Source organism: Embleya sp. NPDC005575, from assembly GCF_040605455.1.
Lineage (GTDB): Bacteria > Actinomycetota > Actinomycetes > Streptomycetales > Streptomycetaceae > Embleya.
The window spans coordinates 2,173-28,679 of record NZ_JBEXCV010000057.1 but is presented as its reverse complement, the minus strand read 5'-3'; the positions used below and the strand labels follow the sequence as shown (position 1 = coordinate 28,679).

Annotated in this window: 20 protein-coding genes and 2 pseudogenes; 9 read left to right on the top strand and 13 right to left on the bottom strand. The window is 71.7% G+C overall.

Annotation, left to right across the window (positions count from 1 at the left end; genetic code table 11):
• Window position 1: 1 nt before the first annotated feature.
• Window positions 2-1,399, bottom strand: a complete 1,398-nt coding sequence (locus ABZS54_RS20480; protein ID WP_355537649.1) for a serine/threonine-protein kinase — start codon at window positions 1,397-1,399, stop codon at window positions 2-4.
• A 33-nt stretch (window positions 1,400-1,432) separates the two neighbouring features.
• Window positions 1,433-1,978 (bottom strand): hypothetical protein, encoded by a 546-nt coding sequence (locus tag ABZS54_RS20475; RefSeq protein WP_355537646.1) that lies wholly within the window; start codon window positions 1,976-1,978, stop codon window positions 1,433-1,435.
• Between the two features lie 253 nt (window positions 1,979-2,231).
• Here ABZS54_RS20475 and ABZS54_RS20470 point away from each other — a divergent pair, with 253 nt between their 5' ends.
• Entirely contained in the window at window positions 2,232-3,023 is a 792-nt protein-coding gene (locus ABZS54_RS20470) for an SDR family oxidoreductase (RefSeq protein ID WP_355537643.1), read from the top strand.
• A 270-nt stretch (window positions 3,024-3,293) separates the two neighbouring features.
• Here the strand turns inward: ABZS54_RS20470 and ABZS54_RS20465 are convergent, their stop codons facing one another.
• Window positions 3,294-4,883 carry a helix-turn-helix domain-containing protein gene (locus ABZS54_RS20465; protein ID WP_355537640.1) on the bottom strand — a complete coding sequence of 530 codons (1,590 nt, stop codon included), beginning with the start codon at window positions 4,881-4,883 and terminating at the stop codon, window positions 3,294-3,296.
• Between the two features lie 279 nt (window positions 4,884-5,162).
• Here ABZS54_RS20465 and pruA point away from each other — a divergent pair, with 279 nt between their 5' ends.
• Both pruA and ABZS54_RS20455 read left to right on the top strand, forming a co-directional pair.
• Window positions 5,163-6,791 (top strand): L-glutamate gamma-semialdehyde dehydrogenase, encoded by a 1,629-nt coding sequence (pruA, locus tag ABZS54_RS20460; protein ID WP_355537637.1) that lies wholly within the window; start codon window positions 5,163-5,165, stop codon window positions 6,789-6,791.
• Window positions 6,792-6,827: 36 nt separating this feature from the next.
• Window positions 6,828-7,757, top strand: a complete 930-nt coding sequence (locus ABZS54_RS20455) for a proline dehydrogenase family protein (protein WP_355537634.1) — start codon at window positions 6,828-6,830, stop codon at window positions 7,755-7,757.
• Window positions 7,758-7,872: 115 nt separating this feature from the next.
• On the opposite strand, the pseudogene ABZS54_RS20450 reads toward ABZS54_RS20455, so the two are convergent.
• From ABZS54_RS20450 to ABZS54_RS20440, 3 genes and pseudogenes are all read right to left on the bottom strand, one after another.
• A pseudogene (locus tag ABZS54_RS20450) lies at window positions 7,873-8,068 on the bottom strand (NUDIX hydrolase); the annotation flags it as partial.
• A 43-nt stretch (window positions 8,069-8,111) separates the two neighbouring features.
• Complete coding sequence (locus ABZS54_RS20445; RefSeq protein ID WP_355537713.1) at window positions 8,112-8,630, bottom strand: TetR family transcriptional regulator; 519 nt, start codon at window positions 8,628-8,630, stop codon at window positions 8,112-8,114.
• Between the two features lie 22 nt (window positions 8,631-8,652).
• Window positions 8,653-10,176, bottom strand: a complete 1,524-nt coding sequence (locus tag ABZS54_RS20440) for an MFS transporter (RefSeq protein ID WP_355537631.1) — start codon at window positions 10,174-10,176, stop codon at window positions 8,653-8,655.
• Window positions 10,177-10,299: 123 nt separating this feature from the next.
• Here ABZS54_RS20440 and ABZS54_RS20435 point away from each other — a divergent pair.
• Window positions 10,300-10,767, top strand: a pseudogene (locus tag ABZS54_RS20435) (GNAT family N-acetyltransferase); the annotation flags it as partial.
• A 211-nt stretch (window positions 10,768-10,978) separates the two neighbouring features.
• A complete protein-coding gene (locus ABZS54_RS20430) occupies window positions 10,979-11,506 on the top strand; it encodes a flavoprotein (protein WP_355537628.1) in 528 nt (175 codons plus the stop codon).
• Window positions 11,507-11,645: 139 nt separating this feature from the next.
• Here ABZS54_RS20430 and ABZS54_RS20425 read toward each other — a convergent pair whose 3' ends face one another.
• The 4 genes from ABZS54_RS20425 to ABZS54_RS20410 form a co-directional block, all read right to left on the bottom strand.
• Window positions 11,646-12,806, bottom strand: coding sequence for an acyl-CoA dehydrogenase family protein (locus ABZS54_RS20425; protein WP_355537711.1), 1,161 nt, complete (start codon window positions 12,804-12,806; stop codon window positions 11,646-11,648).
• A 115-nt stretch (window positions 12,807-12,921) separates the two neighbouring features.
• Entirely contained in the window at window positions 12,922-13,914 is a 993-nt protein-coding gene (locus tag ABZS54_RS20420; RefSeq protein ID WP_355537625.1) for a hydroxymethylglutaryl-CoA lyase, read from the bottom strand.
• Window positions 13,914-15,941, bottom strand: coding sequence for a biotin carboxylase N-terminal domain-containing protein (locus tag ABZS54_RS20415; RefSeq protein ID WP_355537622.1), 2,028 nt, complete (start codon window positions 15,939-15,941; stop codon window positions 13,914-13,916). Before ABZS54_RS20415 ends, ABZS54_RS20420 begins: the two co-directional genes overlap by 1 nt.
• 11 nt (window positions 15,942-15,952) lie before the next feature.
• Window positions 15,953-17,557: a carboxyl transferase domain-containing protein gene (locus ABZS54_RS20410; protein WP_355537619.1), complete on the bottom strand. Its 1,605-nt coding sequence runs from the start codon at window positions 17,555-17,557 to the stop codon at window positions 15,953-15,955.
• Window positions 17,558-17,634: 77 nt separating this feature from the next.
• Here ABZS54_RS20410 and ABZS54_RS20405 point away from each other — a divergent pair, with 77 nt between their 5' ends.
• Window positions 17,635-18,198: a TetR/AcrR family transcriptional regulator gene (locus tag ABZS54_RS20405; protein ID WP_355537616.1), complete on the top strand. Its 564-nt coding sequence runs from the start codon at window positions 17,635-17,637 to the stop codon at window positions 18,196-18,198.
• A 214-nt stretch (window positions 18,199-18,412) separates the two neighbouring features.
• Here the strand turns inward: ABZS54_RS20405 and ABZS54_RS20400 are convergent, their stop codons facing one another.
• Window positions 18,413-19,069: an alpha-ketoglutarate-dependent dioxygenase AlkB gene (locus tag ABZS54_RS20400; RefSeq protein ID WP_355537613.1), complete on the bottom strand. Its 657-nt coding sequence runs from the start codon at window positions 19,067-19,069 to the stop codon at window positions 18,413-18,415.
• Between the two features lie 112 nt (window positions 19,070-19,181).
• Complete coding sequence (locus tag ABZS54_RS20395) at window positions 19,182-20,006, bottom strand: enoyl-CoA hydratase family protein (RefSeq protein WP_355537610.1); 825 nt, start codon at window positions 20,004-20,006, stop codon at window positions 19,182-19,184.
• 296 nt (window positions 20,007-20,302) lie between these two features.
• Here ABZS54_RS20395 and ABZS54_RS20390 point away from each other — a divergent pair, with 296 nt between their 5' ends.
• Together ABZS54_RS20390 and ABZS54_RS20385 are read left to right on the top strand one after the other, a co-directional pair.
• Window positions 20,303-21,031, top strand: a complete 729-nt coding sequence (locus tag ABZS54_RS20390) for a response regulator transcription factor (protein ID WP_355537607.1) — start codon at window positions 20,303-20,305, stop codon at window positions 21,029-21,031.
• Window positions 21,031-22,431 (top strand): HAMP domain-containing sensor histidine kinase, encoded by a 1,401-nt coding sequence (locus tag ABZS54_RS20385; protein WP_355537604.1) that lies wholly within the window; start codon window positions 21,031-21,033, stop codon window positions 22,429-22,431. Before ABZS54_RS20390 ends, ABZS54_RS20385 begins: the two co-directional genes overlap by 1 nt.
• 48 nt (window positions 22,432-22,479) lie before the next feature.
• Here the strand turns inward: ABZS54_RS20385 and ABZS54_RS20380 are convergent, their stop codons facing one another.
• Window positions 22,480-22,863 carry a hypothetical protein gene (locus ABZS54_RS20380; protein ID WP_355537601.1) on the bottom strand — a complete coding sequence of 128 codons (384 nt, stop codon included), beginning with the start codon at window positions 22,861-22,863 and terminating at the stop codon, window positions 22,480-22,482.
• Between the two features lie 437 nt (window positions 22,864-23,300).
• Here ABZS54_RS20380 and ABZS54_RS20375 point away from each other — a divergent pair.
• On the top strand, window positions 23,301-26,507 hold a 3,207-nt coding region (locus tag ABZS54_RS20375; protein ID WP_355537598.1), incomplete at its 3' end, for a caspase family protein.

Sequence of the window (26,507 nt, the reverse complement as noted above, 5' to 3'; positions counted from 1 at the left end):
CTCAGGTCCAGCAGATGCTGCCGAGGTCGCCCGCATCGGTTCGCAGTTGCTTGCCTGCCAGGTCGGCGGCCTTGGTGTTGAAGTCCTGCCCGCTCCGGATGGCCGGGAGTTGCGCGTAGAGCGCGTCCGCCATCGCGGTCAGGTCGTTGGCCATGGCTTGGATCTTCGCCTTGGCGGCCGGCGTCGTGGCGTGACCGGCGACCTCGTTGACCTGGGTCGTCCCGGTCCGCAGCGGCTGCACCGCGGACGTCATCCGGTCGACCGGGCTGTTGTTGGGGTCGTTCATCCCGATGATCGACAGCTGGAGTGCGTTGGACGAGATGGTCACCGCTGCGGTGCACAAGCTCGCGTCCGGCCCGGGACTGCCGGTGGCCTTGGCGGACTTGGGGCTGGTGCTCACCGTCGGGGCGGTGGTGACGGGTGTGGTGGCGGCGGGCGTGCTGGTGCCACGGTCGGACGGCATGGATTCGGGGGTGTCGGAGTCGTCCTTGAGCGCGTTGGTCACTGCGAAGGCCAGCAGCCCGGCCATTGTGACGGCGACGACCGACAGTGCAGGCGCGAGCCATTCGCGCTTGCGCGGGATCGCCACCACCTCGTCGCCCAGCATCCGGCGGACCTGGGCGACGCCCGCCCGTGTCGAGGGATCCTTGTCGAGCATCGCCACGATCGCCGATGTCAGGGCACCGGCTGCGGGGCGCGGCGGCTGGTGGTGGGTGATGGCGTGGATGGAGGCCGGGGCCGAGTCGCGCTCGAAGGGGGAGATCCCGGTGGCCGCCTGATAGAGCGTCACGCCCAGGGACCAGACGTCCCCGGCCGGCAGATCCTGGCCCATCAGGCGTTCCGGGGCGATGTACGCGACCGTACCGACCACCGCCCCGTCGCGGGTGATCCGGGTGTCGGCACCGTGCTTGGCGATGCCGAAGTCGGTGAGCAACACATGCCCGGCGTCGGTGACCATGACGTTGGGTGGCTTTACGTCCCGGTGGCGGATCCCGGCGCGGTGTGCCGCGTCGAGGGCGTCCAGCACCCCGAGGGCGATGCGCTCCACGGTCGCCTCGTCCAGCCCGCCCGGTGCGGCGTCCAGCAACTGCGCCACGGACCGCCCCTGCACCAGGCGCATGATCGTGACCGGTGCGCCGTCGTGCTCGACGACATCGTGGACGGCCACGATGTTGGGGTGGTCCCGGAGCGCGGCGGCGTGCTGTGCCTCCTTCCGGGCGTAGGCGATTGCCGCCCTGCGCCGTTCGGGATCCTCCGCCACGTTGCGAACGGTCTTGACGGCGACGTCGACGTTCAGACTGAGGTCGCGCGCCTGCCAGACCTCGCCCATGCCGCCGCCGCCGAGTCTGGCGACCAACCGGTACCGCCCTGCGATCAGCACCCCTGCGTGCACGCTCATGAATTCCCGGGTTCTCGGTAGCAGGCCAGGGCTCTACTTGAACGCGTTGGGAGAGGCCGCCGGGTTGTGCAGATCGGCCGTGAGGTTCAGGCAAGCCATGGCTCCCCCTTTCATGTCCAGCGTCCGGTCGAGGTTGGCCCGCGTCCAGTCGCCCTTCTCCTCGTACAGGGTGATCGCCCGGGTGAGGTGGCCGATGTCCGACTCGCGGGCGCGCTTGATCGGCGGGGGAATGTTGGGGGTGTTCAGTTCCTCGGTGGTCAGGTCCCGGATCTGCTTGAGTACCGCGGCCACGTCGGTATCGCCGCGGTAGCCGGACGAGCCGATCGGGTTCTCCTTCGCCAGGATGTCGTCCAGGTCGAAGATCTTATGTATGTGCTGGCAGCCGGCGATGATGACGCAACCGCCGTGGTTCGGGCTGTGATAGTCGGTGGGTGAGTCCAGGCACCAGGCCGGCACGGGCCCTGCCGCCTTCGAGCTCTTACCATCCCCGTCCGCGCCGCTGAGGGCGACGGCCGTTCCGATTCCGGCGGCCAGGACGATCGCCGCGCCCAGGATGCCGAGCTGCTTGTTGACCCTCATGTCGTATCTCCCCCGAGTTACCGACGATCACGCGAACATCAAGCGCACAGCCTACTCAGACGGCTTTGCGGCAGTGGCCGTATCGCAGCCGTCGGTGGGATCGATCCGGGCGAACTCGTGGGATGCGATTCGGCCGGTGGCGGCCCGAACGTGGATCCCGGGTCGTGGGATTTCCGGTTCTGATGGTTGACCTAGTCCACTGTTGTGAGGATGGTGTCGGCAGGCAGTTGTCCGGAACCAGGGGAGGGACGCCGTGGCCAAGCGGTTCGAGGGACGTAGAGCATTGATCACCGGGGCCAGCAGGGGAATCGGTGCGGCGTTGGCGGTGCGGCTCGCTGCCGAGGGAGCCGATGTGGCGGTCACCGCACGGACGTTGCGTCAGGGGAACCTGGCCGGGTCGTTGGAGCGGACCGAGACGCTGATCGCCCGGCACGGCCGGCGCAGCGCGGTGGTGGTGGCCGATCTGTCCGACGAGGCGCAGCGGGCCCGGATCGTACCCGCCGCCGAGGACGGGCTCGGCGGGCCGATCGACATCCTGGTCAACAACGCGGCGATGGCCTCCTACGCGTCGTTGCGGGTCTATCCGCAGCGACGTGCCCGGCTGCACTTCGAGGTGAACGTGCTTGCCCCGATGGAGTTGTGTCAGGCGGTGGTGCCGGCGATGGCCGGCCGCGGCGAGGGCTGGATCGTGAACGTGAGCAGCGGCACCGCGCGGCCGTGGGCGGGGCCGCCGTTCGAACCGGGTGTGCTGGGTACCAAGACCGCGGTGTACGGGGCGTCCAAGGCCGCGTTGAACCGGATCACCAACGCGTTGGCCGCGGAGCTGTACGGGACCGGGATCCGGGTGAACACCATCGAGCCGCGAGCCGCGGTGCTCAGCGAGGGTGCGGAGGAGTTGGTCGGCGGGCAGTTGCGGCCCGATCAGATCGAGACCATGGACCAAATGGTCTCCGCCACCCTCGAATTGTGCGACGGACCTGCGTCGCGGACCGGGGGCGAGTACGTGAGCCTGGACCTGTTGGCCGAACTGGGCATCAGGGTCTGAGCGTTCCGCTGTCGGGCGGGTCGCGGCCGACCGCCCGTCCGCCGGACCGATCGCGTCCCACGGCTCGTTCGCCGAACGACGCGCCCGTGGCCGGTTCGCCGGACCGCCCGCGAACCGCGGCTCTTTCGCCGAACGGAGCGGCGCCCCCCGCCCGTTCGCCGGACCGCCCGCAAACCACGGCTCGTCCACCGGGTCGATCGCGTCCCACGGCCCGTGCACCGAACGATCCGGCATGCGTCGCCCGTTCATCGGACCGCCCCCGACTCACCCTCACTCCGGCAGCCGCAGCAGCAACGCGGCGAGCAGGCGGGTCTTGGGGTCGGTCCAGTCCAGGCCGGTGAGTTCGCCGGCCCGGCGGATCCGGTAGCGCAGCGTGTTGGGGTGGATGTGCAGCCCCGCCGCCGCGGCACGCACGTCGCCCAGTGCGTCCAGCCAGGCCAGCACCGAGTCCGCGTACTGGGTGTCGTGCTCGGCGTCATGCGCCCGCAGCGCGATCAACCGGGGGTCCCGGATGTGCCGTTGGTCGGTCAGCAGCGCCTGGACCTCGCCGTACAGCACCTCCGGACGCACCTCGGACAGCGCCGCCACCTCGGCCGACACGCCGCCGGCCGCCATCGCGTCCAAAACCCGGTCGACCGATTCCCGAGCCGCCACCGTGCGGGCCAGGCTCGGCGCCGGATCGCCCACCGCTCCGCGCACCGCCAGGTCCAGGTGGCCGTGCGCGGCCTCGGCGATCTCGTGCGCCCAACCGAGCGCCACCGATTCGGCCGGCGGCGCGGACAGCAGTACGTACAACCGCGGGCCCAGCGACGCGACCTGCGCGTGGCTGTGCCGGGCCGCCGCGTACACCGAGACCAGGTTGGCCAACTCGGTCCGGGCCAGTTCCTGGGACGACTCGTCCGGCGTACTCGCCTGTACCGCGAAGCCGATGACCAGCACCGGCCGCACCGGGTCCAGACCCAGCTGCACGGCGGCGGTCCGGGCCGCGACCGCGCCGGTGAGCAGGCCCGCGACGCTCTCCCGGGTCACGCCGGCCTCGGCGGGCAGCCGGGTACGTCGCCGGACCAGGTGCAGCGTGGCCACCCTCGCCGCGCCGAGCAGCACCTCCTCGGCCCGCTCGGCGAGCGGCTGCCGGCCCTCCTGTACCCAGATCGTGCCCAGCCAGCGCCCACCCGCGTGCACGCCCACCGCGAGCCGGCGGCGGATGCCCAGGTCCGGGCGCTCCTCGACGGCGACCACCTCGGCCGTGGTGCGCAGCCGGTGGAAGACGCCCCAGTCGCGCAGCCGGGCCATGTACTCCTCCGGCCCCTGCCAGCCCAGGATGGACAACCGGCGCAGCTCGTCCGCCTCGTCCGGCCCGGTCGCGCGCGAGTAGGCGAGCACCCGGTTGGCGCTGTCCTCGATGCTCACCCCGCCACCGGTGAGCATCGCGGTGGTCTGGGCGAGCGAGAACAGGTCTCCTCCGTCCGGGGGTTCGGCGTCCGGCCGCTCGTCCAACGCGGCGTGGGCGAGGGCGGCGACCTGCTCCCAGCGGGCCTCCGGGCGCACCGAGAGCAGCACCACACCCGCCGCGTCGGCCACTTCGCGCAGCGCCGCGTGTTCGCCCTTGACCGCGACCGCCACCGCGCCGGCCGCGCCCGCTGCCCGGACCGTGCCCGCCGCCGCCCGGCCGCGCAGGCCGACCGCCAGGAGCAGGTCGCCCGGCATCGCGTGCGGCTCCTCCTCGGGGTCCAGGATCGACACATGCCGGACCAGGCCCTCCAGGCCGCCGCCGGCTGCGGCCACCCGGACCGGGCCGTCGCCGACCGGGCCGCCGAGGGCGGCCAGCAGTTCGCGGAGCGGGACGCCGCTTTCGGGCACTTTCGGCCCCTTCGTGGATGTTGGCCGATGGGTCAAGCGTGGAGTTTCGAGTTTAGCCGATCGGATAAACACCGGAGGTCGCGTCCGGCCTACCGTTGAGCGCGAGAGCCATGCCCGATTTCGTCGTGGATCAGGCATTCGGCAGCGCGCCGAACACCTCGCCTGCCGAACGCCTCGTCCGCCGAACACCCCGACCACCGGACTGCCGCACACCCGGACCACCGCACCGCCGGACGCCCGGATCGCCGGACATCCGGATCACCGAACAGGAGCGCCGTTTTGGACGCTGTGACCCAGGTCCCCGCCCCGGTCAACGAGCCGGTACACGACTACGCCCCCGGCACCCCCGCGCGGGCCCGCCTCGAAGCGAAGCTCAAGGAACTGGCCGCGGCCCCGATCGACCTCCCGATGACCATCGGCGGCGAGCGCCGGATGGGCTCCGGCGAGCGCGGCGACGTGGTCCAGCCGCACAACCACGGCGCCCGCCTGGGCACCTTCGCGCACGCCGGCACCCAGGACGCCCAGGACGCGATCGACGCGGCCCTGGCCGCCGCGCCCGCCTGGGCCGACCTGTCCTTCGACGACCGCGCGGCGATCTTCCTCAAGGCCGCCGACCTGCTCGCCGGGCCGTGGCGCGAGACGATCGCCGCCGCGACCATGCTGGGCCAGGGCAAGAACGCGCAGCAGGCCGAGATCGACTCCTCGTGCGAGCTGATCGACTTCTGGCGCTTCAACGTGCACTTCGCTCGCCGGGTGCTGGCCGAGCAGCCGATCAGCAGCCCGGGCGTGTGGAACCGAACGGACCACCGGCCCCTGGAGGGCTTCGTCTACGCGATCACCCCGTTCAACTTCACCGCCATCGCGGGCAACCTGCCCACCGCGCCGGCGCTGATGGGCAACGTGGTGGTCTGGAAGCCCTCGCCCACCCAGACCTTCTCGGCCGTGCTGCTGATGCGTCTGCTCGAAGAGGCCGGGCTCCCGGCCGGCGTGATCAACCTGGTCACCGGCGACGGGATCGCGGTCTCCGAGGTCGCGCTCGAACACCCCGCGCTCGCGGGCATCCACTTCACCGGTTCCACCGCCACCTTCCAGCACCTGTGGCGCACGGTCGGCGAGAACATCGCCGGCTACCGCACCTACCCGCGGATCGTCGGCGAGACCGGCGGCAAGGACTTCGTGGTCGCTCATCCCAGCGCCGACCACGATGTGCTGCGGACCGCGCTGGTGCGCGGCGCGTACGAGTACCAGGGCCAGAAGTGCTCGGCCGCCTCGCGCGCCTACATCCCGCGCTCGATCTGGGAGAGCGGCTTCAAGGACGACTTCCTGGCCACCGTCGACGGCCTGTCGATGGGCGACGTCACCGACCTGAGTCACTTCCTGGGCGCGGTCATCGACGAGCGCGCGTTCGCCAAGAACAAGGCCGCGATCGACCGCGCGCACGCCGACGACACGGTCGAGGTCGTCGCGGGCGGCAGCTACGACGACAGCGTCGGCTGGTTCGTCCGACCCACCGTGCTGGTCTCGGCGAACCCCGACCACGAGATCTTCAAGGACGAGTACTTCGGCCCGATCCTGGCCGTGCACGTCTACGAGGACGACGCGTACGAGGCGATGCTCACCCAGATGGAGTCGGTGTCCGCGTACGGCCTGACCGGCGCGATCATCGCGCAGGACCGCGAGGTGATCGCCCACACGGCGCACGTGCTGCGGTTCGCGGCGGGCAACTTCTACATCAACGACCGACCCACGGGCGCGGTGGTGGGTCAGCAGCCGTTCGGCGGCGGACGCGCGTCCGGCACCAACGACAAGGCCGGCGCGATGCAGAACCTGATGCGCTGGACCAGCTCGCGCTCGATCAAGGAGACGTTCGTCCCGGCGACGGACCACCGCTACCCGCACATGGGCTGACCCACCCTCACCCCACCGGTATTTCGGGAGAAGAACATGCTCCGCAGCCCCATCCTCGCGGCGGCGCGCTCGCCGCGGACCCGCTCGCTGGTCGAGCACCTGCCGCCGACCCGGGCGATCGTGGACCGCTTCGTGGCGGGCGACGTGCTCGCGGACGCGATCCGGGTGACCCACGAACTCGTCGAGTCCGGGCGGAAGGTGACGCTCGATCACCTCGGCGAGGACACCGCCGACCGGTCCCAGGCCGATGCGACGGTGGACGCGTACGAGGCGCTGCTCGGCGCGCTCGGCGAGACCGGGCTCGCGCGCAGCGCCGAGGTGTCGGTCAAGCTCTCCGCCGTCGGGCAGTTCCTGCCCGGCGACGGCGAGCGGATCGCGCTGGACAACGCCCGGCGGATCTGCGTGGCCGCCGCGCGGGTGGGCACCACGGTCACCCTGGACATGGAGGACCACACCACGACCGACTCGACGCTGGGCATCCTGCGCGAGCTGCGCGCGGACTTCCCGTGGGTGGGCGCGGTGCTCCAGGCGTATCTGCGCCGCACCGAGCAGGACTGCCGGGACCTGGCCCACGAGGGCTCGCGGGTGCGGCTGTGCAAAGGCGCGTACCAGGAGCCGGAGTCGGTCGCGTTCCAGGACAAGGGCGAGGTGGACCGCTCGTACGTGCGCTGCCTGCGGATTCTGATGGGGGGCGCGGGCTATCCGATGGTGGCCTCGCACGACCCGCGCCTGATCGCCATCGCGCGACACCTCGCGGACCTGGCCGGGCGGGCGCCGGGCAGCTTCGAGTTCCAGATGCTGTACGGGATCCGTCCGGAGGAGCAGGCGCGCATCGTCGAGCGCGGCGACCTGATGCGGATCTATCTTCCGTATGGCGCCGAGTGGTACGGCTACTTCATGCGGCGCCTCGCGGAGCGGCCGGCGAACCTGACCTTCTTCCTGCGGGCGATGGCCACGAAGGGGTAATACGGAGCCGGCCGCCTCCACGCGCCGGACGGGCCAAATCCGCTCGTCCGGCGCTCTTTTGCATCCGCGCCGGTCGCGTACGGGACCGGCCGACGTCCGTGGACGCGACACGGTCCCACGTGTCCGTGATGAAACGGCGGCGCCACAGCAGGAGGGCCCGGTCCTGCTCGTCCACGATCGTGGCGAGGGCGACGGGCCGTTGACGGATCAGGTAGTGGTCGAGGTGGCGCCCGTCCGGGAGTTCGACGTCAGCGGATCGTGAACCAGCGGTTCGAGTAGGCGCCGGTCTCACCTTTTTTGATGCGTTCCAGCGATTCCGATGTGGAGAGCGCCTGCGCTCGGATTACGTGAGGATCAGGCAGGGGTCCCAAGCAGGGGTTGCAGGAGTGGAACGTACAGGTCGGCGACTTCGTCGGGGTCCAGTTGGGTGAGCCGGTCGGCTTGGACGGTCGCGTAGAGGGCGCCGAGGCCGAGCAGCACGCCGATGGCCATCTCCGCTCGCAGCGGGGCACCTGGGCCGGGGAGGCGGGCGGCGAGGGCGTCGATGACCTGCGTGCGGAAGTTGGCTCGCGCCTGTCCGCCGAGCTCCAGGTGGTGGCGGGAGAAGGCGATGCGCAGGATCGGGTCGCGGGTCTGGCCGCGTTGGGTGGCGAGCAGGTGCAGGACCATGTGCCGGGCGAGGCGGTCCAGGGGGGCGTCGAAGAGGGCGGTGGCGTCGGCGTCGAAGGTGAAGACCTGGGTGAACAGGTGTTCCTTGGTGCCGTAGTACTTCATCACGAGCGCCGGGCTGACGCCTGCGTCGTCGGCGATGGCGGCGATGGTGGTGTCGGCGTAGGCGTGGCGTGCGAAGGCGCGCCGGGCTGCGGCGAGGATGTCCGCGCGGCGGGCGTCGGCGTCACGCGGTCGTGCCGGCCGGGTCGGGGCCGGGTCGGGCGTCGGCGGCGGTGCCGGTGTCGGCGGGTTCTTGGACGTCGTTCGCGGGCGGGCGCCGCGCGGGGAGGCGGAGTTCGGGTCGGGCATCTTGTTCAGTCTCCTGGAGGGGGGACAGCGCGGGTCGCGGCCGGCGCGGGATGAGGCAGGCAGCCGCGCAGGCCGACAGCGCAACCGCGCCTGCCGCGGCGAAGGCGATGCGGTACCCGTCCAGGGTCGGCGCCGCCACGGTCACGCCCGCCGTGTCCGCGAACAGGCGGGTGTGCTGGGCCAGCACGGTGGCAACCACCGCGCTGCACAGGGCCTGCCCAATGGTGCGCATGAGGACGTTGAGGCCGTTCGCCGCAGCGGTCTGCTCCAGCGGCACCGCCCGCATGATCAGCATGGGCAGGGCGGAGTAGGCGAGCGCCGTGCCGACCGAGACCACGGCCGCGCCCGCGATGACCGCCCACAATTGCCGACTGTCGGCGAAGCGCAGACCATAGCCGGCCGCGATGATCACCGTGCCCAGGGTGAGGGTGGCCTTGGCCCCGCGGGCTGCGGACAGGCGGGCGGACAAGGAAGCACACAGCACCATGATCACACCGCTGGGCAGCAGACATGCACCCGCCGCCACCACTGAGAGCCCCAGGCCGTACCCGGTGGCCCGGGGCGCCTGGACCAGTTGCGCGGTGACCAGGGAGTTGGCGTAGAAGGCGAACCCGGCCAGCAACGCGGCAAGGTGCGGCAGCAGCACTGCCGGACGCGTCGCCAGCCGCACGTCCACCAGCGGTCGCGGCGCACGGCGCTGGTGCAAGGTCCAGCCGGTCAGGATCAGCAGCGCTGCCCCCGACAGTCCCAGCGTCCGCCGACTTCCCCAGCCCCACTCACCCGCCTTGGACAGCGCCAGCAGCAGCAGCACCAGCCCCGTACTCAGCCCGAGCGCCCCCGGCAGGTCGAAACGCCCCGGTGACCGGACCGGCTCCTCCCGCAGCAGCCGCCAGGCCAGGGCGAGCACTCCCGTCGAGAGCACGGTCATAGCCCAGAACATCGCGTGCCAGTCCGCGTACTGCACCAGCAGCGCGGCCAGCGGCAGCCCGAGCGCCGCACCGATGCCCACCGTCGAACTCATCAGCGCCACCGCCGAACCCGTCCGCTGCGGCGGCAGCACACCCCGCAGGAAGCTGATCGCCAGCGGCACCACCGCCGCCCCCACACCCTGGAGCGCCCGCCCCACCAACAGCCACGGGAGGGTGGAGGCGAGTGCGCACACCAGCGACCCGGCGGCGAGCGCCCCGAGCGCGAGCAGCAACATCCGCCGCTTGCCGTACATGTCCCCGGCACGCCCCAGCAGCGGGGTGGCGACCGCGCCGGTCAGCAGCGTCAGCGTGACCACCCACCCGACATCGACCGGCGCCGCGCCGGTCAGACGGGGCAGCAGCGGCAGCAGCGGCACGACCGCGGTCTGCACCAGCGTGGTGACGATGCCGCCGGCCGCCAGAACGGCCATGACGCCACGGTCGGCGGTCGGCGACGTCGACGGATGCGAATCAGCGGGCACAGCGAAACTCCCTCGAAGGTGAATGGCGTTCACCACCCTAGGTGAACGCCATTCACCTCGCAAGAAGGGTCGGCCATCGCCACCTGCCACGGCGGCCGGCTCAGCCGGAACCTGCGCGAAGTTCTCAACCTCGTCCACGACCTCGGCGAGAGGAACATCGGCGTGCGTTCCCTGGCCGACCCGCTGCCGATCAACACCGCCGGCGACGGCATGGGTCGCATCGCCTTCCTACTCCCGGCCTTGTTCGCCGAGACGGAAACCATCGGATTCGCCCTCCGTCCGGACGCGTGGGGACAGGGGTACGGCGTCGAGACCGTGCACCTCCTCGCCGCTCTTGCCTTCCGGCGGCTCGATCTCCACCGAATCCGGGGTGCTCGCGCCCCGTTGAACGAGGTCTCGGGGCGCACCATGGAACGCGCCGGATTCACCCGGGAAGGCACCATCCGCGAACACGTCCACGTCCGAGGCGCCTGGCGAGACTCCGTCGTGTACGGGCTCCTCGATCACGAATGGCAACCCCCGACGGGGTTCCCGTCGTAGTCACGCTCGCCGCCCCCGGAGCGCATCCAGCCCCGTGACCGCACTTTGCACCACCCACACCGCGACCGAGCCAGGCCGAAACCCGGTAGCCGGATCCCTGCCCCTGCGAACGGTGTCTGCGGCCTCAACGCCACCGGGCGCGCATCAGGTCGGGTACGAAGCCGGCCGGCCATCCGTGGACGCGGCACGGTCCCCTCCTATGCTCCGACGCATGAGCGAATCCCGGGTGTTGTACATCGTCGCGGGCGCGGCGCCGCCCGTCCTCGACATCGCCACGCTCCTCGCCGAGGTGCGAGCGCGAGGATGGGACCCCTGCCTGATCCTCACGCCGACGGCGGCCGACTGGCTGTCGAACAGCCTCGACACCCTCAGCGCCGTGGCCGGCCGCCGGCCACGCACCCGCGACCGCCGACCGGGCGAGGAACGTCCCTTCCCCGCACCCGACGCCCTGCTCGCGTGCCCGCTGACGTTCAACTCGCTCAACAAATGGACGCTGGGCCTGGCCGACAACGTCGCCCTGGGCACCCTCGCGGAATGGCTGAGCACGCGCCTCCCGACCGTGGCCGTCCCGTGGTTCAACGACACTCTCGCCGCACACCCGGCCTACGCCGGCAGCATCGAGACGTTGTCCTCGCACGGCGTCACGATCCACCTGGCCCCGACCGGCCGGCCACACAGCGGCGACGCACCGGTGGACTGGTCGGCGATCGCGGACCGCCTGCCGGCCGGCCCGGCCTGAGCCCATGGCCGGTTGCCGGGTGGGGCCACGAAAGCGTCGCGCTGTGAGACCGCCCGCCCCGGACACCGACGCCGACCCGCCGGGACGACGCGCGTCCGGGAAGGTCGGCCCCGATGTCTCACCGCGGTCCCTGCCGCGATCAGCGCGGCAGGCCCAGTTCGCGAGCGATCAGCATGCGCTGGACCTCGCTTGTGCCCTCGCCGATCTCCAGGATCTTGGCGTCGCGCCAGAAGCGGGCCACCGGGTATTCGTTCATGAAGCCGTAGCCACCGTGGATCTGGGTGGCGTCGCGGGCGTTGTCCACGGCGCTTTCCGAGCTGTAGAGCTTGGCCAACGCGGCTTCCTTCTTGAAGCGTTCGCCGTGCACCAGCAGCGAGGCCGCGTGCCGCCAGGCCAACCGGGAGTTGTGCGCGCGCATCTCCATGTCGGCGAGCTTGAAGGCGATCGCCTGATTGGCGCCGATCGGCCGACCGAATGCCTCGCGTTCGCCGGAATAGCGCACCGATTCGTCCACGCAGCCCTGGGCCAACCCGGTGGCCAGCGCCGCGATGGCCACCCGGCCCTCGTCCAGGATGGACAGGAACTGGGCGTAGCCCCGGCCGCGTTCGCCGAGCAGGTTCTCGGCCGGGACGCGCACGTCGGTGAAGGACAGTTCGCGGGTGTCCGAGCAGTTCCAGCCGACCTTGGAGTACGGCGGCGCGACGGTGAAGCCCTTGGTGCCGGCGGGCACGATGATCGTGCTGATCTCCTTGCCGCCGTCGCCCTTGGTGCCGGTGACCGCGGTGACCGTGACGAAGCCGGTGATGTCGGTGCCGGAGTTGGTGATGAAGCACTTGCCGCCGTTGATCACCCACTCCCCCGTCGCCTCGTCCAGGCGCGCGGTGGTGCGTGTGGCGCCCGCGTCCGAGCCGCCGCCGGGCTCGGTCAGGCCGAAGGCGCCGAGCATTTCGCCGCTGGTCAGTTTGGGCAGCCAGGTCTCCTTCTGCTCCTTGGTGCCGAACCGGTGGATCGGCATCGCGCCCAGCGAGACGGCCGCCTCCAGGGTGATCGCGACCGAGGAGTCGACCCGGGCCAACTCCTCGAGCACCAGGCCGAGCGCGAGGTAGTCGCCGCCCATGCCGCCGTACTCCTCCGGGAACGGCAGTCCGAACAGCCCCATCCGCCCCATCTCGCGCACGATCGTGTACGGGAATTCGTGCTTCTCGTACAGCTCGCCGATCGCGGGCGCGATCACGTCCTTGGCAAACTCGGCGACGGTACTCCGTAGTTGCTCGTACTCGTCGTCGAGGCGGTGGTCCAGCATGGGGCAGGCTCCCGGATTCGGTGGCGGGGCGGCCGGCGCGCTCGTGGCGACACCGGGCCGTGGGGGGTGGGTCGGTCGGCTGCGGACATCGGCAGCCGACGGTGGTGCGGCGCTAGGAGATCGGGTCGGGCAACACCAGGCCGTGTGCGTCCACGCGCTTGCCCGCCAGTGCCTGGACCGCGCGCGAGGGGCTGGGGCGGCCGAGCAGTTCGGCCATCCACACACTGGTGGCGACCAGCGCGCCCAGGTCGACGCCGGTCTCGATGCCCAGACCGTGCAACATCCAGACCAGGTCCTCGGTGGCCAGGTTGCCGGTCGCGCTTTCCGCGTATGGGCAACCACCCAGGCCGCCGGCCGAGGCGTCCACGGTGGCCACGCCGAAGCGCAGCGCCGCGAGCGTGTTGGCCAGGGCCTGGCCGTAGCTGTCGTGGAAGTGCACCGCGATCTTCTCGGCCGGCACGCCCGCCTCGGCGAACGCGGTCAGCAGCGCGGTGACGTGTCCGGGCGTGGCGACGCCGATCGTGTCGCCCAGGCTGAGCTGCGAACAACCCATCTCGACCAGGGCCTTGCCCACCCGGACCACCTGGTCGAGCGGTACCGGGCCCTCCCACGGGTCGCCCCAGCACATGGACAGGTAGCCGCGCGTGTCGATCCCGGCGGCACCGGCCCGCTCAACCACCGGGCGGAACATGTCCAGCGATTCGGCCACCGTGCGGTTGAGGTTGCGCCGGGCGAAGGTCTCGGTGGCGCTGCCGAATACCGCGATCCGGCTCGCGCCCAGTTCCAGCGCGCGGTCGAAGCCGCGCTCGTTGGGCACCAGGACGGGCAGCCGGCGGTCCGCCGTCGCGATCTCGGCGTCCGCCCGTACCGCCGCGAACACCTCCGCGGCGTCCGCGAGTTGGGGCACCCACTTGGGCGGTACGAAACTGGTCACCTCGATCGTGCCCAGACCCGCGCGGGCCAGCCGGCGGACGAACTCGACCTTGGCCTCGGTGGGCACCACACCGGACTCGTTCTGCAATCCGTCGCGGGCACCCACCTCGTGGATGAACACCCGCTCCGGCAGCCCGGGTTCACGGTGGATGTCCGGCAGTTGTCGCGTCATCAGCCCTTCGCCTCCCGGTCGAGCGACTCGCCGAGCGACTCGCCGCCCGGTTCCGCGGGCGACCCGTCGAGTGGTGCGGCCTGTTCCTCCGGCGTCACCACCGCCAGCGTCTGATCCATCGCCACCGACGCGCCGGCCGGCGCGCCGATCTCGGTGACCACGCCGTCGAAGGGCGCGGTCAGCGCGTGTTCCATCTTCATCGCCTCCACCACGACCACCGTCTGGCCACGGGTGAGCCGATCACCGACCGCGGCCTTGACCACGGTCACCGTGCCCGGCATCGGCGAGGTCAACGCGCCACTGGCCGCCGCGCCGCCGGCCGCCTCGGCCCGGATGGTGTCCACCTCGCTCACCCGCCAGGTGTCCGGGCCGTACGCGAGCCAGCGCACCCCGGACGTCTCGGCCACGTAGTCGAAGCGCTTGGTCAAGCCGTCGTGCTCGACCGCGAGCCCACCGGGCACGACCTGCACCGACGCAGACACCGGCGGGCCGCCGTCCACGGAGACCTCCCCGTCGCGCACCCGCACCTCGATCGGCTCGCCCGGCCCGATCCGCAACACGTGCGTGTCCCAGGCCGGCCCGCCGACCCGCCACCCGGTCTGCGCGGAGAACGGATCCACCCAGCCGGTGCCGGTGTTGCGCTCGGCGCGCGCCGCGAGCGCCGCGGCGACGGCCACCTCCGGCGGCGCCGGGTGCCCGGTCAACTCGTCCGTCCTGGCCTCGACCAGCCCGGTGTCCAGGTCGCCCGCGAGCACCGCCGGGTCGCCCAACAGGCGGTACAGGAAGCCGAGGTTGGTGGTCACGCCCAGCACCCGGGTCTGCGCGAGGGCCGCGCGCAGGCGGGTGATCGCCGTCGCGCGATCCTCGCCGTACGCGATCACCTTCGCCAGCATCGGGTCGTAGGAGCTGCCGATCTCGCCGCCCTCGCGCAGCCCGGAGTCCACCCGGACGCCCTCCATGTCCGGCTCACACACCGTCAACACCCGACCACCGGTGGGCAGGAAGCCGCGGTCGGGATCCTCGGCGTAGATCCGGGCCTCGACCGCGTGGCCGTGCATGGACACGTCGGACTTGCCGATCGCGGCGCCGGCGGCGATCCGCAGTTGGCTCTCCACCAGGTCGACCCGGGTGACCAGTTCGGTCACCGGGTGCTCGACCTGAAGGCGGGTGTTCATCTCCATGAAGTAGAACGAGCCGGGATTCTCGGCCGGCACGATGAACTCGATGGTGCCCGCGCCCACGTAGCCGCAGGCCCGCGCGGCGCGCACGGCGGCGGCGCCCATCTCGGCCCGGGTGTCCGCGTCCAGCAGGGCGGACGGGGCCTCCTCGATGATCTTCTGGTGCCGGCGCTGCAGGCTGCACTCGCGTTCACCCAGGTGCACGACCGTGCCGTGGGTGTCCGCGAGCACCTGGATCTCGATGTGCCGGGGCCGGTCGATCCAACGCTCGATCAGCAACGTGTCGTCGCCGAACGCGCCCTTGGCCTGCCGCCGGGCCGCCGCGATCTCCTCCGCGAGCAGCGCGCCGTCGTGCACCAGGCGCATGCCCTTGCCACCGCCGCCCGCCGACGGCTTGATCAGCACCGGGAAGCCGATCTCGCGGGCGATATCCGCGAGTTCGCCGTCGCCCATGCCGGCCGCGCCGCCGCCCGGAACCACCGGTACGCCGAAGGCCGCGACCGTCTCCTTGGCCCGGATCTTGTCGCCCATCAGCTCGATCACGCCCGCCGGCGGTCCGACGAAGACCAGTCCGGCCCGCTCCACGGCGGCGGCGAACACGGCGTTCTCCGAGAGGAATCCGTATCCCGGGTGGATCGCCCGAGCGCCGGATCGCACCGCCGCGGCGACGACCGCGTCGACGTCCAGATAGCTGGGCACCGCGACCGCCACGTCCGCCTCGCGCACGTGCCGCGCGTCGGCGTCGCCCGGCCCGTACACGGTGATCGCACGCACCCCGAGCCGGCGCAGCGTGCGGATCACCCGGACCGCGATCTCGCCTCGGTTGGCGACCAGTACAGCCTCGAACACGTCGTGACCCCTCACATCCGGAACAGACCGAATTGCGGCTGCGCCAGCGGCGCGTTTCCGCACGCCGTCAGCGCGAGCCCCAGCACGGTGCGGGTGTCGAGCGGGTCGATGATCCCGTCGTCCCACAACCGCGCGGTCGCGTAGTAGGCGTTGCCCTGCCGCTCGTACTGGTCGCGGATCGGCTGCTTGAACTCTTCCTCGCCGGTCCAGCTCCCGCCGCTCGCCTCGACCTGGTCGCGCTTGACGGTGGCGAGCACGGTCGCGGCCTGCTCGCCGCCCATCACCGAGATCTTGGCGGTGGGCCACATCCACAAGAAGCGCGGACTGTACGCGCGGCCGCACATCGAGTAGTTGCCCGCGCCGTGCGAGCCGCCGATCACCACGGTCAGCTTGGGCACGCGCGTGGTGGCCACGGCGGTGACCATCTTGGCGCCGTGCTTGGCGATGCCGCCGTGTTCGTAGTCCTTGCCGACCATGAAGCCGGTGATGTTCTGCAAGAACACCAGCGGCACCCCGCGCTGGTCGCACAGTTCGATGAAGTGCGCGCCCTTGACCGCGGATTCGGCGAACAAAATGCCGTTGTTGGCGACGATGCCCACCGGGTGGCCGTGGATCCGGGCGAACCCGGTGACCAGGGTGGTGCCGTACTCGCCCTTGAACTCGTGGAAGCGCGAGCCGTCCACGATCCGGGCGATCACCTCGCGCACGTCGTAGGGCGTGCGCGCGTCCGGCGGCACCACGCCGTAGAGCCCGGCCGGATCGACCGCGGGCGGCTCGATCTCGCGCACATCCCACGGCAGTTGCGGCCGGGCTCCGAGCGTGCCGACGATGTCGCGGACGATCCGCAGCGCGTCCTTGTCGTCGGCGGCGAGGTGGTCGACCACGCCCGAGATCCGGGCGTGCACGTCACCGCCGCCCAACTCCTCGGCGCTGACCACCTCGCCGGTCGCGGCCTTCACCAGCGGCGGGCCGCCGAGGAAGATCGTGCCCTGGTTGCGCACGATCACCGTCTCGTCACTCATCGCCGGCACGTACGCGCCGCCGGCGGTGCACGAGCCGAGCACCGCGGAGATCTGCGGAATGCCCTTGGCGCTCATCTGCGCCTGGTTGAAGAAGATCCGGCCGAAGTGGTCCCGGTCCGGGAAGACCTCGTCCTGCATCGGCAGGAACGCGCCGCCGGAGTCGACCAGGTACAAACACGGAAGCCGGTTCTCCAGCGCGATCTCCTGCGCCCGCAGGTGCTTCTTGACCGTCATCGGGTAGTACGTGCCGCCCTTGACGGTCGCGTCGTTGGCCGCGATCACGCACTCGCGGCCGGCCACCCGGCCGACGCCCGCGATGATCCCGGCGGCCGGCGCGTCCCCGCCGTACATCCCGTCGGCGGCCAGCGGCGCGACCTCCAGGAACGGCGTGCCCGGGTCGAGCAGCGCCTCCACCCGGTCGCGCGGCAGCAGTTTGCCGCGTGCGGTGTGCCGCTCCCGAGCCCGTTCACCGCCGCCCAGGGCGGTGGCCGCCAGCCGGTCGTGCAGCTCGCCGACCGCGCGTTCGTGTGCTTCCGCGTTGGCCCGGTACGTCTTCGCCCCCGGGTCGGCGGCTGTGCCGAGCACGCTCTCCATGACACCGCCTCAAGTTAACCTTCGTTCACCTGCCCCCGAGGTTAACCACGGTTAATCCGGGTGTCTAGCATGGACACATGACCGTGAGCCGTCGAGAGCAGATCCTGCAGGTGGCAGCCCGGCTGTTCGCCGAGCGCGGCTACCAGAGCGTGGGCATGGACGACATCGGCGCGGCGGTGGGCATCAGCGGCCCCGCGCTGTACAAGCATTTCCGGGGCAAGGAGGCGATGCTGACCGAGTTGCTGGTCGACATCAGCGAAAAACTCCTGGCCCGGGGCCTGGAGCGGGCGGCGATCGAGGAACCGGCGCAGGCGTTGGCCGCGCTGATCGAGGGCCAGGTCGAGTTCGCGCTGCGCCATCCGGACCTGATCACGCTGCACGACCACGCGCTCAACCAGGTGCCCACGGCCGAGCGGCATCGGATCCGCCGGGTGCAGCGCGCCTACGTGGAGATTTGGGTCGAGGTCGCCCTCAAGGCCCACCCGGGCCGACTCGACGACCGCGAGGCGCGCGCGGCGGTGCATGCCGCCTTCGGCCTGATCAACTCGACCCCGCACACCCTGCGCACCCCGCAGCGCATCCTGGCGCCGATGCTGCGCCGGATGGCCCTGGGTGCGCTCGCGGCGGCGGCAGCGCAATAGCCGTAGGCCGCCGTTGGGCGGACCCGCCAGGATCCGCCGGACAGGGCCTGGACCGGCCGGCTTCGCAGGGGATCCCGGGCGCGATCCGTCAACCCCGTCCCACGCTCGGAAACCACGGAGTTCGGGCACAACTCCCTCGCGCGCCGGGCCGGCTCCCGGGACGGGTCGTGCGTGTCCGTCCCGGGGCGGTCGCGACCGACTCCGGTCGCGCGAATCATCCGGCGGGTCGACCCGACGCCCGGATGGTGATGTTGAGCCGACCGGCGGCCAGGCCGGTGGCCGAATCCCCGGTACCCGGACGGATTTTGGGCACTCCGTGGTAGGCGAGCCGGGACGGGCCGCCGAATACCACCAGATCGCCGCCGCGCAGTTCCAGGTCCGTCCACGGACGGGTGCGGGTCTCGGTGTTGCCGAAGCGGAACACGCATGCGTCACCGATGCTCAGCGACACCACCGGAGCAGGCGAGTCCTCGTCCGCGTCCCGATGCAGGCCCATTTTCGCGTCCGCGTCGTAGAAGTTGACCAGGCCGATGTCGTACGGGTCGGTCGGGGTCGACCCGTACACGTCGGCCACCGCCCGCCGGGCCAACGCGCCCAGCAGCGGCGGAAAGGGCTTCACCCGCTCGCCGGTGGGCAGTTGCTCGGTGTAGCGGTACGGCTCCCAGTGCAGTCCCAGGCTCACGCTGCGCACGCTCATCACGCCGCCCGAGGGCATCACCACGCGTCGCATGCCGGCCGGTGGCGCGGCCCACGTCCGGGCCGCCACCACCAGTTCGCGCTGCTCGTCGAGCGAGAGCCAGTCCGGTACGTGCCAGGCCCCGGGCGCGAGTTCGGCCCGCTCCCGGGGCAGCGGGAAAAGTTCGCCGCTCACACTCGGTACCGAAGCACACGCGGTGAGTCGCTCGGGGTCACGGCGCGCCGCCCCTCGATGGTCGGCCGATTCGCCGCACGCCGACCACGGGTCGCCGCACATCGCCCACTGCTCACCCGGTCACCCACTTCGGCGCGCGCTTCTCCCGGAAGGCCGCCATGCCCTCGGTCGCGTCCGCGGAGGCGAACAACTCGGCGGAGCGCTGCGCGAGGGCTCGGCCGTCCCGGTCGAAGCCGGCCCGTACCGCGCCGGTGGTGAGCTTCTTCGACTCGATCAGCCCTTGCCGCGAGCACAGTCGGAACGAGGCGACCAGCGCCGCGATCGCGTCGTCCGCACCGCCGGCGCCGTCGACCGCGCGGGTGAGCAGCCCGATCCGCTCGGCCTCCACACCGTCGAAAACGTCCCCGGTGAGGAAGTACCGCGACACCGAGCGCGGGTCCATCCGCGGCGCCGTGGTCAGCGAGATCACCGCCGGGCTGAGCCCCAGGCGCGCCTCGGTGAAGGCGAACGTGGCCTGCGCGGGCGCGATCGCCAGGTCGGCGGCGCCGACCAGACCGATGCCGCCCGCCCGCGCGTTGCCGCGCAGGTGTGCGACCACGGGCACCGGCACCTCCACCACCAGGCGCAGCAGCGCGAGCAGTTGCTCCGCCCCGTGGGCCATGCCGCCCGCGGCCGCCTCGCGCAGGTCCATGCCCGAACAGAAGGTCGGTCCGGTATGGGTGAGCACCACCGCGCGCACCCGCTCGTCCACACCGGCCTCGGCCAGGTGGTGACGCAGCCGGGCGACCAGGCGTGCGGAGAGCGCGTTGCGGTTGGCGGGCGAATCGAGCGTGATGGTCGCGATGCCGTCGTCCAGGGTCATGTGCACCGGGTCGTCGGTCGGGGTCGGGTGTCCCGGCTCGGCGTCCAGGTTGATGCGTACCGGCTCGGCGTCCACGGGTTCTCCTCCGGGGTTCGGGCGGTGGGCGCGACGAGCGGGGGTGGCCCGTGCCGCGCGAGCCCAGCGCCGCGACCGGCAGTGGTTGCCCGTCGCGATACTGGTGCTGTGGCCCTAGATCCTCACATGAGCGGGTCACCTGCGATCGAACCGCGTCGCTTTCATGTTCCTTTCATGTCGAGCGCGCACATTGGCACGACACGCTTTGTGCCGAATCCACACGGAGGGTATCCGCGTGCGACCGTGGGGCCACCCGCAGTAACGGTCCCCCGAGTCCGCCGAATGAAGGAGTCGCCATGACGCCCGCCGCCGACACCGGAACGCCGCCGCACATCCTCGTCGTCGACGACGAACCCGCCGTACGCGAGGCGCTCGAATCCAGCCTGCGCTTCGAGGGCTACCGGGTCACCCTCGCCGACGAGGGCGTGGCCGCGCTCACCGCGATCACCGGCGACGCGCCGGACCTGGTCCTGTTGGACGTGCTGATGCCGCGGATGGACGGCCTCACCGCGTGCCGGCGACTACGCGCCCGGGGCGACACGCTCCCGGTGCTGATGCTCACCGCCCGCGACGCGGTCGGCGACCGGGTCACCGGGCTCGACGCGGGCGCGGACGACTATCTGGTGAAGCCGTTCGAACTGGACGAACTACTGGCCCGGGTGCGGGCGCTGCTGCGGCGCAGCGCGATGTCCGGCCCGGGCGAGGCGGCGGACGACGCCCTCGCCTTCGCCGACCTGCGGATGGACACCGCCTCGCGCGAGGTCACCCGGGCCGGCCGGGCGATCGACCTGACCCGAACGGAGTACTCCCTGTTGGAATTGTTGCTCACCCACCCGCGCCAGGTGCTGACCCGGGAGCAGATCCTGCGCAACGTCTGGGGGTTCGACTTCGAGCCCGCGTCCAACTCGCTCGACGTCTACGTGATGTACCTGCGCCGCAAGACCGAGGCGGGCGGGCTGCCCCGGCTGGTGCACACCGTGCGCGGCGTCGGCTACGTACTGCGTGCGGTGGAGACGCCGGCCTGATGCATCGTCATCTGCCGCTGCGCGCCCGCCTGGCGCTGCTCACCGCGCTCGCCGTCGCACTCGCCGTCGCGGCGGCCGCGGTCACGTGCTGGGTACTGACGCGCAACCAACTGCGCGAGCAGATGGACCGGACCCTGGCCACCACCGGGACACCGTTCCTGAACCCGCGCGGCGGGCCCAGTGCCACCATCGCCGACATCTGCGGCCGACCCGCACCGCCGTTCCAGCGCGGCCTGTTGACCTACCAGGTGATCAGGGCCGACGGGTGGTCGTGCACGCAGTTGGGCACCACGACCGACCCGGTCGCCCCGGTGCCGGTGAGCGCGGCGGACAAGGTCATCGCGGCGGCGAACGCGGTGGACGACACGAAGGTGGTCTTCCACGACGCGACGACCAAGGACGGCAAGCACGTCAGGGTGATGACGCAACACGTGAGCCGGGACACGGCGGTGTCGGTATCCCGGCCGCTCGGCGAAATCGAGAGTTCGCTGGACAGCCTCGCCGTGTGGCTGGCGGTGGTCAGCGCGATCGGCATCCTGGGCGCCGCGACGCTGGGCCTGTTGGTGGCGCGCGCCGCGCTCCGACCGGTCGATCGGCTCACCGAGGCAGCCGAGCACGTGGCCCGCACCGAGGATCTGGACACCGTGATCCCGATCGCGGGCAAAGACGAAATCGCGCGCCTGGGCCGCTCGTTCAACGCGATGACCGCCTCGCTCAAGGCGTCCCGGCTGCGCCAGCAGCGGTTGATCGCCGACGCGGGACACGAACTGCGCACGCCGCTCACGTCGTTGCGCACCAACACCGACCTGTTGTTGCGCAGCGAACAGACCGGGCGGCCGATCCCGCCCGCCGACAAGGAACGCCTGCTGCGCAACGTCAAGGCGCAACTGGTCGAACTCTCCGACCTGGTCGGCGATCTGCTGTTGCTGGCTCGACCGGAGCACATCCCCAGCGCGCCGCCGACCACGTCCACCGCGCTGCACACCGCGATCGAACGCGCGGTGGACCGGGCCCGGTTGCGCGCGCCGGACGCGCGGATCGAGGTGGACATCAGCCCCTGGTACGTGCGCGGCGAACTCGCCGCCCTGGAGCGGGCGATGGTCAACCTGCTGGACAACGCACTCAAGTTCGGCGGCGCCGAGGGGAGTGTCCAGGTCCGGCTCAAGGACGGCGAACTCACCGTGCGCGACCATGGCCCCGGCATCGCCGCCGCCGACGTCCCCTACGTCTTCGAACGCTTCTGGCGCGCCCCCGCCGCCCGAGGCCTCCCCGGCTCCGGCCTCGGCCTGGCCATCGTCGCCCGCACCGTCGCCGACGCGGGCGGCACGGTGGCCCTGGAACCGGCCCCGGAGGGCGACGGCACCATCGCCCGCATCAGCCTGCCGGGGACGGCGGGCTGAGCGACGTGCTGAGCCACATGGCGACCTCCTTGGCCCCCTGTACCTCCGTCAAGCACCCTCGGAGAGGAGCAGCGCTGCGGCCATCTGCGCGGAGTAGCTGAGCAGGGGGCGGGAGTAGTCGAGGTCCATATCTCGAAGGATGCGCAGGGCCGCGGACCGATCGAGTCCTCGCCACAGGCCGGCCACCACGTACCGCACGGCGAGGTCCTCGCCTTCGGCCGATTCCCGCAGCGCCGTCTCCCCTTCGGGCATGTCGGCGATCGCCTGGATGACACGAGCGACGCCCGCCTCCGCGAGCACCTCTTGCTCCGGGGTTCCGGATTCGATGGCAGCCACATGCGCGTGCACGGAGCTCCGCAGGGCCTCTCGCGTGTCCCGGAGCAACGTCCCGGACGGCTCGGGCATGACGCCCGCGAGACAACCGTCGAACATTACGTCGAATATCGTCGGGTGCGCCGGCGTTTCGACCGCCGGCCGTCGCGCAGGCGCCGATGCTCATGTCCATCCGTCGTTGCGACCGACCGAAGTCGAGCTTACCGGCCGCGTCCAGAGCCACGACCTCCCCGTTCAACACCGCCGCGCGACCGTCCGCTCGTGCGCCGAGCGCGGCCGACTCCGGGTGGGTGGCGCTCGCGTCGTGCCCGGATCGGGTCGCCAACCGCACACTGCCGTAGGCGTCGATCGAGGCAACGCACCGAGTCCCGTCCCAGGCTTCGCCTTCGCGACGTCTCACGAGACATGCGAGGGGGCTTCTCCGGTCGTGTAACGGCCTTGACCCTCGGCGCGTTGCTCTCGTTTGGCGGGTGTGGTCGACCGATGCCTGGCACGCTGGGTGTTCCTTTTCGGAAGCGGGGGCGCGGGTGGGTCCGGTGCGGGCGTTGGTGGTGGGGATCGGGCGCTTCGAAGCGGCCGACACCGGTGGCGAGATCCCGGTGGGTGCGTCGGTGTGGGCGGACCTGCCGTTCGTCGACGAGGTGGTTCCGCCCGTCGCGGCGGCTCTGACCCGGCTCGGGTACGCGACCGACGTCCACAAGGACGTGGGCGCCCCGGTGCTGCGCGCGGCCGTCGATGACGCGATCGGGACCACACGGGTGGTCTACGTCGCCTCCCACGGGGACACCGACACCGCCAATCCGGACCGGGTGGACGTGGTGCCGGCGGACGCGTGTGTGGGCAGGGGTACGAACATCACGCAGTGGGTGGACGACGCGCAGCGGCTGGGCACTCCGACGCTGTTCCTGTTCGACCTGTGCCGGGCCGGCCGCGCCGCTACGCGGCGGCACATGGTGCACAGTTCGGACACGCCGGCGAACGCATGGGTGATCGCGGCCTCCAGCGCCGGTGAGGACGCCTACGACGGGCGGTTCAGCGTCGCGCTCGCCGAGGTGTTCGACGAGGTCGCCCGCACCGGACTGGACACCGACCCCGCGCGGTCGCACGTGCCGTTCTCGAAAGTGGCGCGGCGGATCCGTCAACGGGTGGACCGGACGCCCGGGATGGTGCAGAACGTGCAGAGCACCGCGATGGTCCTGGCGGCGGAGGAACCCGACCTGCCGTTCTTTCCCAATCTCGCCTACGACCCCGCCGCAGCGCGTGTGGCCGACGTGGAACCGGCGTTGCGGGTGTTCCTCGATCCCGGGGACGCGCGGCACTTCACCGACAAGGCCGGCACCCGGTTCACCGGCCGGCGCTCCCAATTGCACCTGCTCGGCCCGTGGTTGGACGACGTCGAGGCCGGTGGTCTTCGGGTGGTCACGGGTAATCCCGGGGTCGGCAAGTCGGCGTTGCTGGGCACGTTGGCGTGCGCCGCGCACCCCGAACTCGTCGCGGTGGCACCACAGGTCCGTGAACGGTTGGCCCGCGACCCGCTGGGATGCCCCTCGGTCAACGACCGACTGGCCGCAGTGCACGCCCGAGGACGCACCGCAGTCGAGGTGTTCGCCTCGATGGCACGTCAGCTGGGCCTGAACGCCACGCCGGATGTATTGGTCGACGCGACCGCGCTCGTGCGTCTGCTGCCGGACGCAGGCGAGGTACCGGCGGTGATCGTGGATGCCCTGGACGAGGCGTCCGACCCGGTGACGATGTGCGCGGAGCTGGTCCGTCTGGCACGCGCCACACGCGCGGACGGCGAACCTGTGGTGCGCCTGTTGGTGGGCACGCGGCCGTGGCCGATGTTCACGTCTCTGCTCCACCTCGCAGGTGCCGCAAGTGGGCTGGTGGACCTGGACGACGCCGATCCCGGCGAGGTCCGCGACGACGTGGCGAACCACCTGAACGGCCGCCTGTCCGACATTCCCGCCTACGGCCTGCCCCGCATGCGCGCGATCCGGCACCACCTCGCCCACGCCGTCGCCGACCGCCTCGCCCCACGCCCGGGGCAACGGGCCGAGTGGGGGGCATTCCTGGTGGCCGAGATCTTCACCCGCTACCTGGCACAGATTCCCGCCCCGGACAGCGTCGACGGAGCCGAGGAACTGGGCCGCTCGGCACCCACGACGCTTCCGTCGGTGCTCGACCTGGACCTGGCCGCCCACGCCCGCGGTCCCGGCATGCGCGCCATCCTGGCGGCCCTGGCCCTGGCCCAGGGCGAGGGCATGCCCCTGGACGTGGCCCTGCCCCTCGCGGGCCTGTTCGCCGACCTCGACCCCGAACGCGCCCGAACACTCATGCCCGACGCCCTCTTCTACCTGCGCGCGACCCCCGACCGGGACGGCACCCTGCTGTACCGCCTCTTCCACCAAGGACTGGTCGACCACCTCACGCGGCAGCCGACGACCGACACCCTCGCCCCCACACCCGGCGACGTCCTGGACCACCTCCTCGCCGGCCACACCACCCACGACGGCCCCATCCGCACCTGGGACACCGCACCCCCCTACCTCCTGCGCCACGCCCCGGCGCACGCGGAACACGCCGGCCGCCTCGACGAACTCCTCGTCGACACCGAGTACCTGGTCCACGGCGACCCGACCGCGCTCGTCACCACGCTCCCCCGCGCCGACACGGGCGAGGCACTGTTGGCCCGCGCCGTCTACCGCGCCTCCATCGGCGTCCACCGCCACACCGACCCCACCACCCGCCGCCGACTCCTCGCTCTGGACGCAACACGCCACAACGCCACGACACTGTCGAAAGCACTCGACAGAAAGATCGAGGCCGGCGTTTGGACAGCAGTCGCGGCAACGGGGGGAAACCTCAACTCTGCAGGCCTCGACACCCTCACCGGACACACCGGCAGTGTGAACGCGGTGGCGTGCGCGACGCTGGACGGGCGACCCGTCGCCGTCACCGGAGCCGACGACCACACCGTGCGCATCTGGGACCTGACCGCGGGCGTCCAACTGGGCGTCCCCCTCACCGGACACACCGACTGGGTGCGGGCGGTGGCGTGCGCGACGCTGGACGGCCGACCCGTCGCCGTCACCGGAGCCGACGACCACACCGTGCGCGTCTGGGACCTGAGGGCGGGCGTCCAGCTGGGCGACCCGCTCACCGGACACACCGGCTGGGTGCGGGCGGTGGCGGGCGCGACGCTGGACGGGCGACCCATCGCCGTCACCGGGGCCAGCGACAACACCGTGCGCATCTGGGACCTGAGGGCGGGCGTCCAGCTGGGCGACCCGCTCACCGGACACACCGACTGGGTGCTGGCGGTGGCGGGCGCGACGCTGGACGGACGACCCATCGCCGTCACCGGAGCCGACGACCACACCGTGCGCATCTGGGACCTGACCACGGGCGTCCAGCTGGGCGACCCGCTCACCGGACACACCGACTGGGTGCTGGCGGTGGCGTGCGCGACGCTGGACGGGCGACCCATCGCCGTCACCGGGGCCAGCGACAACAGCGTGCGCGTCTGGGACCTGACCACCAGGCGACAACTCGGCGACTCCCTCACCGGACACACCGGCAGGGTGAACGCGGCGGCGTGCGCGACGCTGGACGGGCGACCCATCGCCGTCACCGGGGCCAGCGACCACAGCGTGCGCGTCTGGGACCTGACCACCAGGCGACAACTCGGCGACTCCCTCACCGGACACACCGGCAGGGTGAACGCGGCGGCGTGCGCGACG